This is a genomic window from Bacillus sp. FSL R5-0654 (assembly GCF_038008745.1).
Classification (GTDB): Bacteria; Bacillota; Bacilli; order Bacillales; family Bacillaceae; genus Bacillus; species Bacillus safensis.
This window is the reverse complement of the sequence record NZ_JBBOZV010000001.1, coordinates 2889148-2903344: the sequence shown is the minus strand read 5'-3', so window position 1 is coordinate 2903344 and position 14197 is coordinate 2889148. Positions and strand designations below refer to the sequence as shown.

Sequence of the window (14197 nt, the reverse complement as noted above, 5' to 3'; positions counted from 1 at the left end):
GAAGTGATTTCAAGGTCCGTCTTAATATAATGGTATGAGAATGAAAAGCTGACGAAAAAGTGAGGTGAAACTGGTGGAACAGAAGACGGTGCTTGTGGTCGATTTTGAATTTACGATGCCTGATGGAAAATATCATCCGCAAAATTTTTTTCCTGAAATTATTGAAGCTGGGGTAGTGAAAGCAGCAGATGAAACGATCATAGACTCATTCTCTAGCTACGTCAAACCGAAAAAGTTCCCGAAGCTGACGAAGCGCTGTAAATCTTTCCTCGGAATTACGCAGGAGGATGTAGAGAGCGGAATTTCATTTGAGGAATTTATCGAGAAGCTCGTGTCACTTGATGGGGGAGAGAATTGTGAAATTATTACGTGGGGCAACATGGACATGAAGGTATTGAAGCAAAATTGTATGCTCAATCACATTGCCTTTCCTTTTAAGGGGAAGCTGAGGGACCTGGCCTTTGAATATAAAACCTTTTTTGGTGACCGCACACTGACAGGGCTTCGAAAAGCAGCAAAGGAATACGGCAGTGAAGGAGCTGGTAAGCATCATAAAGCACTCGATGATGCCATGACGACTTATCAGCTGTTCACCCTTTTTGAAAAAGACAGAGCCTATGTGGAAAATCCGCAAACAACCAAAATTGGTGAGCTGATCGATTTCTCACATTTTTTTGATTCGGCTGATTAGCGGCCGTCTTCTGGAAAATAATCTTTCTCAAGAGAAGATAGGCATGCTCTTGATTTTTCAGCCCATTTGGAATCATCCGCACGGAGTGCTTGTTTCAATTTATCTACAGCTTCTTTCAGTGACTCTTCATAATCAGGGATATCGCCATCATAAGGCTTCACCATATGATGAGGGATATTTGTCTGTTCTTTATAGGCCAAAGCCCGCCTTTCTTGGAAAAAAGGCACGTCTGCTTCTTTCGGATGATGCAGGTCGCCTTGAGTGGGATGTGTCAGAACGGCTTTTACTTGAACGAGATAGGTCGATGGTTTCACTGCTGTCACTTCCCCAACGTATACACCTGTTTTATAAAAACCTTTCACAACTTGTCCAATTTGAATGTCTGTCATGTGAAATTCCTCCATTTCCTTCTCAAAGGAAGGTATTTCATTTCTTTTAGCCAATATAGTGAAGTAAACGAGCAAAAGGGGGAATGGCGAGATGTCATTCATCGTACTTTTTCTACTATATTTTCCTGAAGATAAAAGGGAGTACATCCCAGCGGCTATCACCACGGTGATTTTCTTTATTGCTGCGTTTATTTGTTTTCGTCTCATCGTTCGTGCGTCTAAGAAGCAGGAGCGGATAGAAGAAAAAAGAACAAAAAAAATGGATTAATCATTTTCTTCTTGTATCTTCAGGAAATTTCACGGTGACGGTTGTTCCAGACTGCAGCGAGCTTTTGAAACGAATCGTTCCATGGTGATTTTCAATAATTGAAAAAGTCACTGTCAGCCCAAGTCCAGTCCCTTTATTTTTCAAGGTGTAATAGGGTTCGCCGAGTTTTTTCATCTGACTTTCTGTCATACCTACACCGTTATCAACAAAATAAAGGCAGATTTTATGATTTTCTTTTGAAGCAAAAAGTTCAATTTTCCCTTCATGTTCAGGAGCTGCTTCAATTGCATTTTTGATTAAATTAATCATGACTTGCTTGATCTTCGTTACGTCACCTTGAATGTATAAGTCAGGTTCAATGGATTGATGAATCGTGACCGATTTAAAATTCGCATAGGATGTCATCAGTGATGCACATTCCTCAAGTAATTTAGAGAGATTAAGAGATTCAATTTGATAATAGTTTTGTTTTGCAATGTCAAGATAACTCGTGATAATGTCCTGCGCCCGGTCTAACTCGGACAGAACGAGATTTTTATAATCTTTATTGGCAGGTGGCTCTTTTGTATGATCACTCGAAAAGAGCAATTGAATAAAGCCTCTCACAACTGTCAGCGGATTGCGTACTTCATGGGCAACGCTTGCAGCAAGTTCACTTACAATGGTCAGTTTTTCTGACTGGACAAGCTGCGATCTCATTTCCGCATTTTCCTTAACGAATTCAATGGAATAGATACTGAGCACAAGAAAGAATATGTAGTAAAGAGTTGAGAAAAATAACTCAAGGAGCTTTTGCTGCATAATAAAAGCTGGGCTGTATGCCATTAAGCTGACCGCAAGCAGTCCAATGTAAATAAAGAATCCTTTGGATAAACCGATAAGCACTCCGTAAAACAGCTTATTTGGCTTCGAATATTGATGCCATTTTCGGTAGAACAGGAATGGGATAAAAAAGTAAATTGGGACAACGATGAGTCCAATCCATAAGAAAGAGCCGTACATCACGAATTTGACAATGATGCTTATCAAGATGGCAACGATCCCCGCCATGTATCCTCCGTATAAAATAGCAAGCACAAGGGGAATGGATTGAAGCCCAGTCTGCAAATCTAAAATCGAACCAACTGGATACATAATACATAGTGCTGAAGAGATGGATGCGAATACTGTGATGAGCAGTTTATTCGTTTTTGGGAAATGAGCAGGGGTCCGGCTTAACCATAGCGCATGATATAAAAAGATTGGAAATAGAATAAAAGATACATGGAGCAGAAAATCCTTGAACATTTCCATTTAAATGCTCTCCTCGTAAATAATTGTAATTCCTCTCATTATATCATTTCATGTACAAAGTAGATATGATAAAAGGAGGGTTTTTTTCTTTAAAAAGAACACCCGTTAGGATGTTCTCAGATTGTTGACAAAGGGCTAAAATGATCTTGATTTTAGCCCTTTGTCTTCTTTTTTTCAGCGTGTTAGAAAACCTTTGAAATCTAGGAAGGACAGTTACTTTTGCAGAGCGAATTTGACATTCGTGAGCACCAGCACGCAGGACTGACAAAGAATGCGAGGGTTTGTCTACACGCTGAGAACACCCGTTAGGATGTTCTTTCTATCGTATAGGTCTTATTCAGCTGATAGCGTGAACGCTTGGTGGAGACGTTGCAGTCCATCTCTGACTGTTGCAGCAGGACAGCCGAGATTCATCCGAATAAAGCCGTCTCCTTCGTGTCCGTACACGTGGCCAAGCTCTAGGATCACTTTCCCTTTTTTCAGCAGATTCCGTTTCAATTCCGCTTGACTGAATTGATAATCCCGAATGTCCAGCCACAATAAATAAGAAGCATCTGGTTTCATATAACGCATATTTGGAAGATTTTCGTCGATATAGTCCATCGCCGTCTTCATATTGCCTTCGAGATAAAGAACAAGGGCATCAAGCCACTCATCCCCGTGTCGGTATGCAGCTTCCATCGCTGGAATCGCAAAGGCATTCAGTTTGGACAGTCCGTTTCTTTGCACTTCATTGTTGAAAAGGGTTCTTTTTTCTTCATCTGAAATGATAATAGCAGAGGCCTGGAGCCCCGCTAGATTAAAGGTTTTACTCGGCGCAATACACGTTACCGTGATATGTGCAATGTCGTCAGAAAGGCTGGCGAAGGGCACATGCTGCTTTCCGTAAAGCATCAAATCCGAGTGAATCTCATCTGAAACGACTGTGACTCCATGTTTTACACATAGGTCTCCGACTCGCTTTAATTCTTCTTTTGACCATGCTCTTCCGGACGGATTATGCGGATGGCAAAGGAACATGAGCTTTGCTTGTGGTCTGCTCAGTTTTTTCTCTAAATCATCAAAATCCATCATATAGCGGTTGTTTTCTATTTTTAAAGGATTGGTTGAGACTGTACGTCCATTTCGCTCAATCATTTGATAAAAAGGTGTATACACTGGTGACTGTATAACTACTTCGTCGTGCGGTGCTGTAAAGGCTTGAACAGCAAAACTAAGTGCCGTTACGATTCCTGGTGTGAAGGTGACGGCATCTGTCTGGATTGTCCATCCATGTCTTCTTTTGAGCCAGCCAGCGACTGCCTGCTGCGTATCCTGATCCTGAAATGCATAGCCAAACACACCGTGATCTAATCGCTCTTTCAATGCATCAAGGACGACCTGCGGTGCTTTAAAATCCATATCGGCCACCCACATCGGAAGGGCATCTGTTGTCAGGAACAAAGACTCTGCCTGATCCCATTTCACTGATTTTGAACCTTTACGTATGATCTGTTCGTCGAAATTCATGAAACCCACCTCTAGCTGTTTTTCAACCATTCTTGGTTGTGCTAAAATAAACATCACAAAATTTATTATAAGCGGTGATACCGATGAAAGATAGTCAAGCTGTAGAAGAGATGATTCAATTCATTAAGGCATGGGACCCTTTTCATTATGGAGAGGATTTTTATGAAACGGAGCCTGCTGACGTCATCAGTGCATTATACGACGCAGAAGACCCGTTATCTTTAGCAAAAGAGATTCAAGCCATCTACCATCACTCATTTGAACAGCTTCTTCCGATAGAGAGCTGTCAGCATATAGCAAATCAGCTTTTTGTCATACGAGACAGCAGCTCCTGTTCACGCTAAGACAGGCTGAAATGTCCGATTTGATCAGACACAAAGACCGGATTTTCCTCAGGAATGAGGTGCCCGGTTTTTTTTAATGCATGTAAGGTCGAATTTGGCAGATCTTTGTGCAGTCTTTCGCCTATTTGAATGGGAACGATTCGATCTTCCTCGCCCCAAATGAGCAGCACGGGTGTTTCCATTTTCTTTAAAACGTCCGAGGTTAAATCTCCTTCCCGGTGCCGAATCAAACGAAATATCCCCCGAAAGATTTGATCATCTGAAAATGGCTTTAAATATCCGTCGACCATCTCTTGATCAATGATGGAATGATCATGCACAACAGCCGTTAAATTTTTCATAATGCCCTGCTTTAAAAGCTTTCTTTTTAGATACAGATAAAAATAAGGAATATATGTGCTGTAAACAAGTGATCTTTTTGACTTATTCAAATAGCCTGAGCTGCACAATAGAACCGCCTTTTCAAATAGATCCGGCCGTTCAGTAGCAGCGTATAAGGCGATTTGTCCGCCCATTGAATGGCCCACTAGAATTGCATGCTGAATCTGTAAATAACCAGCTAGCTCTATAATAATTTTCCCCATGTTGCGATAGCTGTAAATAAACGTATTCGACTTCTCGGACTGTCCAAATGGCGGCAGATCAATCGCAATTAAATTGAAGTCCTGTTTCAGAAGCGGGATGAGCTTTCGATAGCTGAAGGTAGAAGAGAAGAGACCGTGAATTAAGATCAATGTCTTCTTGCCTTCATTTGGATAGTGCTCGTAATAGATATCTAAACCGAATGCACTTTTCATATAAGCTGGCTGAACAATGTCCACATTCTTCACTCCGATACTTGATACTCTCTCTGTTAGGTGACTGTATTGTACCCTAAAAAGTGGATTTTAAGCTATCATTAGAATCTTTTCCCTGCTTAGCATAATGGGAAAAACGTGCTATAATGTTCAGAAGATTTTTTAAAACTAGCTTTTATAATCTGAGGTGTGAAATCAAATGAAACTAACAGAAAAAGAAACTGAAATATTAGAGATTTTAGATGAAAACAGCCGCGCCGATTTAAATACAATTGCAAAAATGGCAGGCGTGACAACAGAAGAAGCCGAAGCCATCATTCAAAAACTTGAAGATCAAAAAGTTATTATTGATTATTCAACCATGATTGACTGGCGAAAAGTGGATGGTCATGAAGGCGTTACAGCAATGATTGATGTAAAAGTGACACCAAAAAGAGGCGTCGGATTTGATGAAATTGCTGAACGGATTTATCGGTTTCAGGAAGTGGAGTCTGTCTATCTCATGTCAGGTGTTTACGATCTTTCCGTTGTGATCCGCGGAAGATCAATGTCTGATATTGCCCGCTTCGTATCTGAAAAATTATCGACACTTGATTCCGTTGTTTCAACAACTACCCACTTTATTTTGAAAAGATATAAACATGATGGGAAAGTGTTTGAAACAGGAGACGATGACAAAAGAATCGTGGTGTCTCCTTAAATGAAAAAGTCTTATTTATCTGAAACGGTACAAAGCATTCAGCCGTCAGGTATTCGGAAATTCTTTGATTTGGCTGCCACAATGGAAGGGGTTATCTCCCTTGGTGTCGGCGAGCCGGATTTCGTGACAGCTTGGAATGTCAGAGAAGCAAGTATTATGTCATTAGAACAAGGGCTGACCTCTTATACGGCGAATGCAGGCTTAATTTCTTTGCGAAAAGAACTGAGCCACTATTTATATAAGCGGTTTCACATTGATTACAGTCCAGAAGAAGAACTCATTATTACAGTTGGCGGAAGCCAGGCACTTGATTTGGCCTTTCGTGCGATTTTAAACAGCGGGGATGAAGTGATCATTCCAGAGCCTTGTTTCGTAGCATACGGGGCACTTACGACACTAGCAGGCGGAGTGCCTGTCTATTTAAGTACAACCGCTGAAAAAGATTTCAAAGCAGATTCTGCTGATCTTCGCACAAAGCTGACGCCGAAGACAAAAGCCATTTTGCTTTGCTCGCCATCAAATCCGACTGGGTCTGTTTATTTAAAGGAAGAGCTTGAAGATATTGCTCAATTTGCGAAAGAGCATGACCTGCTCATTATTACGGATGAGATTTATGCAGAGCTGACGTACGATGAAGCTTTTACAAGCGTCGCAGCTATTCAAGATATGAAGGAAAGAACGATCTTGATTTCAGGCTTTTCCAAAGGGTTTGCCATGACGGGCTGGCGTTTAGGATATGTGGCCGCACCACCTGTACTGCGGGATGCCATGCTGAAAATACATCAATATTCTATGATGTGCGCACCGGCGATGGCACAATATGCGGCAGAAGAAGCATTAAAAAATGGGCTTGAAGATGTAGAGAAAATGAAGAAAAGCTACAGAAGACGCCGTAATTTGTTTGTCGGGTCCCTGAATGAACTAGGACTCACATGCCATCAGCCAAACGGAGCGTTTTACGCGTTCCCATCGATTAAAAGCACAGGCATGACATCAGAACAATTTGCTGAGGAGCTGCTCCTAAGTGAAAAAGTCGCTGTTGTTCCTGGGAATGTATTCGGACCGAGCGGTGAGGGTCATATCCGCTGTTCATATGCTTCGTCACTTGATCATCTTCAGGAATCACTTTCAAGAATTCAGCGCTTTTTGCAGGCTCGACAAGTGAAGGAAGAAGCATCAGCCATATTAAAATAAAAAAAGGCATCAATCCAAATGGACTCATGCCTCACAAATTAGGGGGGAATACTAGAAAGCATTCTTGTTTTCAGGTATTCCCCCTTTTGTTCTCATCTAAACCCATTTAAAAAATATTTTGCGTAACTGCCCGTTCTGTGATATAGTTTTTAATTGCGTATAAACGAATATTAAAACATTTATTTAGGAGTTGTTATCATGGCGACAAAGTTTGAAGTAGGCAGTGTTTACACTGGTAAAGTAACAGGATTACAAGCGTATGGTGCGTTTGTTGCATTAGATGAAGAAACTCAAGGACTTGTGCATATTTCTGAAGTAACACATGGCTTTGTAAAAGACATCAACGAGCACCTTTCAATTGGTGACGAAGTACAAGTAAAAGTTCTTTCTGTTGATGAAAATGCAGGTAAAATCAGCCTTTCTATCCGTGCGACACAAGAAGCACCTGAAAGAAAAGAAAGCAAACCAAAGAAACAAAGACCACAGCAAGTGAAAGAAGAAGCTGCTGCACCACAAGGTTTCAATACGCTTAAAGATAAACTTGAAGAGTGGATTGAGCAATCAAACCGTAAAGACCTTATCAAGAAATAATAAAAAAGCACCGCTTCAAACGGTGCCTTAGATTGTAGACAAAGGGCTAAAATGATCTTGATTTTAGCCCTTTGTCTTTTTTTTCAGCGTGATAGAAAACCTTTGAAGTCTAGGAATGGCGGGCACTGGAGCGAATTTAGAATTCGTGAGCACCAGCGCGCAGACCTGACAAAGAATGCGAGGGTTTGTCTACACGCTGAGGCTGCCTCATGTAGGCAGCCTTTTTTATGTCCTTTTATTTAACGAACTTCTGGGTTCGGCTCGTCACGGCGAACAGCTTCTTCGCTTGGTTTGAACAACAGACCAAGGTTGACAAGACCTGCAATTCCAACAAGACCATAAATAATACGTGATAATGCAGAACCTTGTCCGCCAAAGATCGCTGCTACTAAGTCAAATTGAAAAAAGCCGATTAGTCCCCAGTTAATAGCACCGATAATCGTGAGCACGAGGGCAATACGCTGAATAGCACTCATCGTGATTCCTCCTTTCGCTACAGCATCAATACATTTATATTTTGCAGATTTTTAGCCAAACTATGCGTAAGAAAATGGATGAAAGCAAATTACTTTACTTTTGGAATGAATGAGGCGCATAATGTAGCGCGAGGAGGAGATCACATGGATCGATTTACTTATTGGAACCCAACGAAATTAATTTTTGGAAAGGGAGAAGTATCAGCCCTTTCAGATGAACTCAAACACTACGGAAAAAACGTATTACTTGTATATGGTGGAGGCAGTATTAAACGAAACGGCCTTTATGACCAAGTTGTCAGCATCCTAAAAGAATCAGGAGCTGCAATCACTGAACTTGCTGGTGTAGAGCCTAACCCGCGCTTAACAACAGTAAGAAAAGGGGTAGAGCTTTGCAAAGAGAACAACATTGATTTTATTTTGGCAGTTGGCGGCGGCAGTGTCATTGATGCCACAAAAGCAATCGCAGCTGGTGCGAAGTACGATGGAGATGCTTGGGATATCGTGACACGCAAACACGTCCCAATGGAAGCTATTCCGTTCGGTACAGTGTTAACACTTGCGGCAACAGGCTCTGAAATGAACTCAGGATCAGTTATCACAAACTGGGAAACAAATGAGAAGTATGGCTGGGGAAGTCCAGCAGTTTTCCCGAAATTCTCTATTCTTGATCCAGTTAACACATTCACTGTGCCTAAAAACCATACGATTTATGGCATGGTTGACATGATGTCACATGTGTTCGAACAATATTTCCATCACACAGAAAATACACCTTATCAAGATCGTATGTGTGAAGGACTTCTTCGCACTGTCATTGAAACGGCACCGAAGTTGATCAACGATCTAGAGAACTACGAGCTGCGTGAAACGATTTTATTCACTGGCACAATTGCACTTAATGGCATGCTTTCAATGGGGGCACGTGGTGACTGGGCATCTCATAACATTGAGCATGCAGTATCTGCTGTCTATGATATTCCTCATGCAGGCGGTCTTGCGATCTTGTTCCCGAACTGGATGAAACATGTGATTCAAGAAAACCCAGGCCGTTTTAAACAATTAGCGGTGCGTGTATTCGATGTAGATCCTGCGGGCAAAACAGACGAAGAAGTTGGCTTAGAAGGAATCGACAAGCTGTCAGCTTTCTGGACAAGTCTTGGTGCACCAAGCCGTTTGGCGGATTATGACATCAACGATGAGAAAATTGATTTAATTGCAGACCGTGCAATGGCACGCGGTGAATTTGGTCAATTTAAAAAGCTGAACAAAGAAGATGTTTTAGCCATTTTGAACGCTTCTTTATAATTGAACAACAAAGGGATAGCTGCTTGCGGGCAGTTATCTTTTTTTGAGTTCATCGTGTACATATGTTACAGTAGTCTTTCATGTTTTTGGATATATTCGTTGTAAGGAGATGTTTCAACAGATGGAGAATTTTATTTACTATAATCCAACAAAATTGATGTTTGGAAAAGGACAGTTAGAAGGACTCAAAAGCGAACTCGCTCGTTATGGAAAACGAGTGTTACTTGTATATGGTGGCGGCAGCATTAAGAAAAATGGTCTTTATGACAAAGTCATCAGTGCGTTAAAAGAAGCAGATGCTGAAGTATTTGAGCTGTCTGGCGTTGAACCAAACCCGCGCCTCACAACAGTGAAAAAGGGAATTGATATCTGCCAAAAGGAGAACATTGATTTCTTATTAGCCGTTGGCGGCGGCAGTGTGATCGACTGTACAAAAGCGATAGCAGCCGGAGCAGAGTATGACGGTGATGTGTGGGATATTATTTCAAAGAAAACAACCGCTCAAAAAGCGCTGCCGTTTGGCACAGTGCTGACACTTGCAGCAACTGGTTCAGAAATGAACCCGGATTCAGTCATCACAAACTGGGAAACGAATGAAAAATATGTGTGGGGCAGCTCTGTCACTCACCCTGCTTTTTCAATTCTAGACCCTGAGCATACGTATTCTGTGCCAGAAAACCAGACGGTGTATGGTATGGTCGATATGATGAGCCACGTTTTTGAGCAATACTTCCATAATGTGAAAAACACGCCTTTACAGGACCGGATGTGTTTTGCTGTTCTTCAAACGGTCATCGAGACAGCACCAAAACTGCTGGAAGACTTACAAAACTATGAGCATCGTGAAACGATTCTCTATGCAGGAACGATTGCTTTAAATGGCACGCTGCAAATGGGTTACTTTGGCGACTGGGCGTCCCATACGATTGAGCATGCTGTATCGGCTGTCTATGACATTCCGCATGCAGGTGGGCTTGCTATTCTCTTCCCAAACTGGATGCGCCACACGCTCGATCATAATGTGGAACGCTTTAAAAACCTTATGCTGAACATGTTTGACATCGAAACAGAAGGAAAATCAGATCGTGACATCGCATTAGAAGGAATCGACAAACTGTCAGCTTTCTGGACTAGCCTTGGTGCACCAAGCCGTTTAGCTGATTATGACATTGGTGAGGATCAGCTGGACAAAATTGCCGACATTGCAGCAAAAGAAATGGTATACGGTGGTTTTGGAAACTTTATGAAACTTAACCGTGATGATATTCTAGCGATTTTGAAAGCTTCTTTATAATCCAGATTGCCGCTTTTCATCCAGAGAAGCGGCTTTTTGCTATGCCAGTGACGATCACTTGATTTCAATAGCTAGTTCCGCTAAAGTGAAAGGGACAGAACTAACGTAATGGAGGGCTTACAAGCGATGACACATATTCAATTTGACTACTCGAAAGCGTTACCTTTCTTTCAAGAACATGAGCTTACATATTTAAAAGATTTTGTGAAGGTAGCCCATCATAATATTCATGAACAAACGGGTGCAGGCAGTGACTATTTAGGCTGGGTGGACTTGCCGAAGCAATATGACCGCGAAGAGTTTGCCCGCATTAAAAAAAGTGCAGACAAAATTAAGTCTGACTCTGACGTCCTGCTCGTCGTGGGAATCGGCGGGTCATATCTAGGTGCACGTGCGGCGATTGAATTTTTGAACCATTCTTTCTATAACACTTTGCCAAAAGGCAAGCGCAAGACACCGCAAATCATTTTTATTGGAAACAACATCAGTTCTTCTTATTTAACAGATGTGATGGATCTATTGGAAGATGCAGATTTCTCCATTAATGTGATTTCAAAATCTGGTACAACAACAGAGCCAGCCATTGCGTTCCGCATCTTTAAAAAGCTCCTCATTGAAAAATACGGTGCTGAAGAAGCGAAAAAACGTATTTATGCGACAACTGACAAGGCACGCGGTGCATTAAAAACATTAGCAACTGAAGAAGGCTACGAATCATTTATCATCCCTGATGATGTTGGTGGACGCTATTCTGTATTAACAGCAGTCGGTCTTTTGCCAATCGCTGTGAGCGGTGCAGACATTGATCAGATGATGGAAGGTGCGGCAAAAGCAAGCGAAGACTTCGCTTCATCTGAGCTTTCTGAAAATGCGGCTTATCAATATGCTGTCGTCCGCAATGTCCTTTACAATAAAGGCAGAACGATTGAAATGCTGATTAACTATGAGCCAGGCCTGCAATATTTCGCAGAATGGTGGAAGCAATTATTTGGTGAAAGTGAAGGGAAAGATGAAAAAGGAATCTATCCTTCATCTGCTAACTTCTCAACAGATCTTCATTCACTTGGTCAATATGTTCAAGAAGGAAGAAGAGACTTGTTTGAAACAATCGTGAATGTAGACAAGCCTCGACATGAGCTTGTGATTGAAGCAGAAGAACAAGACCTTGATGGCTTGAACTACCTAGCAGGAAAAACGGTTGATTTCGTCAATAAAAAAGCATTTGAAGGAACGATGCTTGCCCATACAGATGGAAAAGTACCGAATCTCATCGTGACAATTCCTGAGATGGATGCTTATACATTCGGATACCTTGTTTACTTCTTTGAGAAAGCATGTGCGATGTCTGGATATTTACTAGGCGTCAACCCATTCGATCAGCCTGGAGTAGAAGCTTATAAAGTAAATATGTTTGCTTTACTAGGAAAACCAGGCTTCGAAGAGAAAAAAGCAGAGCTTGAAAGCCGCCTGAAACAATCATAAGAATGAAAAAGCACACCTTTTCATAAGGGTGTGCCTTTTTTATTTTCTTCATGTTCCTGTGCAAGCTTTCCTATGTTCTGTACATAGAATAATGAATGGAGGAGGGTGAAAAATGAGGACGAATCATATTTATATTCATGATATTTCTGGCCAGGCAATCGTGAACTTTGGCAATGTCGGACGCATTTGTTCTAAAAGTGCTACGAAGGAAACAGCAGGTTCCGGCAGTGATAACGAGACGAATCAATCAACCAATCAAAGCTTATTTGATGCCGCGTTTACAAACAATGTACAAATCACGAGAGGCAAATGTATGAATTCCTCTCTTTAACGAACCCTAATAAAAAAAGGAGGGGTTCGTATGATTCATGTACCATCTAGGCTGCCTGGTGAAAGCTTTTCACTTTACCATTTAGAAGAAACGATGAAGCCGCTCGGTTATGTCATTAATGGGAACTGGGATTATGATCACGGGTATTTTGATTATAAAATTGATAACCGTGATGGCTATACCTTTCTCAGAGTTCCTTTTACAGCCGAGAAAGGCCAGCTCGATCAGCCTGGTGTTGTGGTGAAAATGGGACATCCATTTCTCTTAAAGCATGTATATCAAGACAAGTTAGATGATCATGCGATGGTTGGAAATGTGGGCGCATCCTTTAACCAATTCCAAGAACCAAAAGAGAAAGATGGGGATGTATCAAAGGCTTATGCTGAGATTGGCTTTTCGCTCGTCAAGGAATTAGAAGACGCACTGCTTTAAAGGCTGATCAGTTCATCCTCTGGATGAAGCTCATAGCCAAAGGGAGGATTCATCATGGGTCCTTCTTTTTTTTGTACGCCGACGATGATCACATGATGCTCTAAAAAATGATGCAGCGCTGTTAAAAAGGTTTCTCCAGCCAATGAAGCCGGTACAGGTATGATGGTAACGTTTTTATGCAAGGTCATTTGTCGTTTTTTTGTTAATGCTGTGAGTTGTTCCTTTATCAGAAAATGTTCAACCATTAAATGATTGACAGCATCAGAGGTATGAATGACTTGATTGGCACCAGCACGCTCGGCATTTTTCACGTAACGATCTGTTAAAATTTCAATTAAACAATATAGCGAAGGGTTTAATCCTTTTGCTGCAAGTAAGGTTAAAACACTCTGCATATCGGCTGTCACTTCATTTTCATGCTGATCTGCGGTAATCATCAGTGCATCTGCACCTGTAATGTTGGCTTTGCGCAGTGTGACGTCTTCGGTCCCGTGTCCTTTAATAAAATGAACATTCTCTAAAAGAGGCCCCTCTTTCAAGGAGTCATCAATCAGCACAATCGGCATAGCTGGATCAATCGTTTGAAATGACTGAAGCAGTTTGTTCGTTTTCTCATTCCAGCCGACGATAATGAGATGTCCTTTTCCCTTAAAGGCTACCTTGCCCTCCACATAATGGTGCTGCTTACTGAACACAGCGGCGGCAAGTGTGGCAAAATAAGCGGTGACAAAGCTGGCTCCGATAAAAATGAGCGCCATACCTGCCACCTGCCCTGGCGTGGTTTGCGGCACAAAATCACCGTAACCAACCGTAGAGACTGTAATAAGCGCCCACCAGATCCCATCAAAGATCGTATGATACTGCTTCGGTTCAAGTAAAACGATTAATTGTCCAAAAAAGAGAAGCAAGAAACAGATGATGATGGCAATTCGAAGATAAAGCGGCCACCTTAGCCAAGCAATAAAGATACGGTTTGATTTCATCGGACTCTTCCTTTCAGGAGACTGCTAATGTCAGTATGCCCGATTGGGAACACATTTTTTCATCTTTGTCATGTATTGAAATAGAACCCATATCTTAAAATAAGGGAGAAGAAGG

The 14197-nt window shown here is 41.6% G+C and carries 17 protein-coding genes; 11 read left to right on the top strand and 6 right to left on the bottom strand.

From position 1 onward, the window contains the following. Positions 1–73 precede the first annotated feature (73 nt). Entirely contained in the window at positions 74–691 is a 618-nt protein-coding gene (gene kapD, locus NSS76_RS14935; RefSeq protein ID WP_133744635.1) for a 3'-5' exonuclease KapD, read from the top strand. Here kapD and NSS76_RS14930 read toward each other — a convergent pair. Next, positions 688–1080, bottom strand: a complete 393-nt coding sequence (locus NSS76_RS14930) for a kinase-associated lipoprotein B (RefSeq protein ID WP_151039934.1) — start codon at positions 1078–1080, stop codon at positions 688–690. The two genes, kapD and NSS76_RS14930, sit on opposite strands and share 4 nt — an antisense overlap. Before the next feature lie 91 nt (positions 1081–1171). Here NSS76_RS14930 and NSS76_RS14925 point away from each other — a divergent pair, with 91 nt between their 5' ends. Further along, on the top strand, positions 1172–1348 hold the full coding sequence (locus NSS76_RS14925) for a hypothetical protein (RefSeq protein ID WP_167364633.1): 177 nt from the start codon (positions 1172–1174) through the stop codon (positions 1346–1348). Here NSS76_RS14925 and NSS76_RS14920 read toward each other — a convergent pair whose 3' ends face one another. Beyond that, positions 1349–2641, bottom strand: coding sequence for a sensor histidine kinase (locus NSS76_RS14920; RefSeq protein WP_075621907.1), 1293 nt, complete (start codon positions 2639–2641; stop codon positions 1349–1351). It lies immediately after the preceding gene. A gap of 333 nt (positions 2642–2974) precedes the next feature. Continuing rightward, positions 2975–4150 (bottom strand): MalY/PatB family protein, encoded by a 1176-nt coding sequence (locus NSS76_RS14915; protein WP_122632096.1) that lies wholly within the window; start codon positions 4148–4150, stop codon positions 2975–2977. Positions 4151–4233: 83 nt separating this feature from the next. On the opposite strand from NSS76_RS14915, the gene NSS76_RS14910 reads away from it, so the two are divergent. Next, positions 4234–4494 (top strand): YugE family protein, encoded by a 261-nt coding sequence (locus NSS76_RS14910; RefSeq protein ID WP_024423298.1) that lies wholly within the window; start codon positions 4234–4236, stop codon positions 4492–4494. Here NSS76_RS14910 and NSS76_RS14905 read toward each other — a convergent pair. After that, a complete protein-coding gene (locus NSS76_RS14905; protein WP_044332465.1) occupies positions 4491–5315 on the bottom strand; it encodes an alpha/beta fold hydrolase in 825 nt (274 codons plus the stop codon). The two genes, NSS76_RS14910 and NSS76_RS14905, sit on opposite strands and share 4 nt — an antisense overlap. 175 nt (positions 5316–5490) lie before the next feature. On the opposite strand from NSS76_RS14905, the gene NSS76_RS14900 reads away from it, so the two are divergent. From NSS76_RS14900 to yugI, 3 genes are all read left to right on the top strand, one after another. Then, positions 5491–5991: an Lrp/AsnC family transcriptional regulator gene (locus NSS76_RS14900; RefSeq protein WP_003213765.1), complete on the top strand. Its 501-nt coding sequence runs from the start codon at positions 5491–5493 to the stop codon at positions 5989–5991. Next, the gene (locus NSS76_RS14895; protein ID WP_341082410.1) at positions 5992–7185 is read left to right on the top strand and encodes an aminotransferase; all 1194 of its coding nucleotides are present in this window, start codon (positions 5992–5994) and stop codon (positions 7183–7185) included. A gap of 198 nt (positions 7186–7383) precedes the next feature. Next, the gene (gene yugI, locus NSS76_RS14890) at positions 7384–7776 is read left to right on the top strand and encodes a S1 domain-containing post-transcriptional regulator GSP13 (protein WP_008345795.1); all 393 of its coding nucleotides are present in this window, start codon (positions 7384–7386) and stop codon (positions 7774–7776) included. Between the two features lie 239 nt (positions 7777–8015). Here the strand turns inward: yugI and NSS76_RS14885 are convergent, their stop codons facing one another. Then, positions 8016–8252 carry a DUF378 domain-containing protein gene (locus NSS76_RS14885; RefSeq protein ID WP_003212952.1) on the bottom strand — a complete coding sequence of 79 codons (237 nt, stop codon included), beginning with the start codon at positions 8250–8252 and terminating at the stop codon, positions 8016–8018. A 144-nt stretch (positions 8253–8396) separates the two neighbouring features. Here NSS76_RS14885 and NSS76_RS14880 point away from each other — a divergent pair, with 144 nt between their 5' ends. The 5 genes from NSS76_RS14880 (at position 8397) to NSS76_RS14860 (ending at position 13099) form a co-directional block, all read left to right on the top strand. Then, a complete protein-coding gene (locus tag NSS76_RS14880; RefSeq protein WP_024423295.1) occupies positions 8397–9560 on the top strand; it encodes an iron-containing alcohol dehydrogenase in 1164 nt (387 codons plus the stop codon). 121 nt (positions 9561–9681) lie between these two features. Next, positions 9682–10854, top strand: coding sequence for an iron-containing alcohol dehydrogenase (locus NSS76_RS14875; RefSeq protein WP_044332477.1), 1173 nt, complete (start codon positions 9682–9684; stop codon positions 10852–10854). Positions 10855–10980: 126 nt separating this feature from the next. After that, positions 10981–12336 (top strand): glucose-6-phosphate isomerase, encoded by a 1356-nt coding sequence (locus NSS76_RS14870; protein WP_024423293.1) that lies wholly within the window; start codon positions 10981–10983, stop codon positions 12334–12336. A gap of 112 nt (positions 12337–12448) precedes the next feature. Further along, positions 12449–12667: a spore germination protein gene (locus tag NSS76_RS14865; RefSeq protein WP_024423292.1), complete on the top strand. Its 219-nt coding sequence runs from the start codon at positions 12449–12451 to the stop codon at positions 12665–12667. A 30-nt stretch (positions 12668–12697) separates the two neighbouring features. Beyond that, positions 12698–13099 carry a YugN-like family protein gene (locus NSS76_RS14860; protein ID WP_024423291.1) on the top strand — a complete coding sequence of 134 codons (402 nt, stop codon included), beginning with the start codon at positions 12698–12700 and terminating at the stop codon, positions 13097–13099. Here NSS76_RS14860 and NSS76_RS14855 read toward each other — a convergent pair. Further along, complete coding sequence (locus tag NSS76_RS14855) at positions 13096–14082, bottom strand: potassium channel family protein (protein WP_073207222.1); 987 nt, start codon at positions 14080–14082, stop codon at positions 13096–13098. The genes NSS76_RS14860 and NSS76_RS14855 overlap by 4 nt on opposite strands. Positions 14083–14197 lie beyond the last annotated feature (115 nt).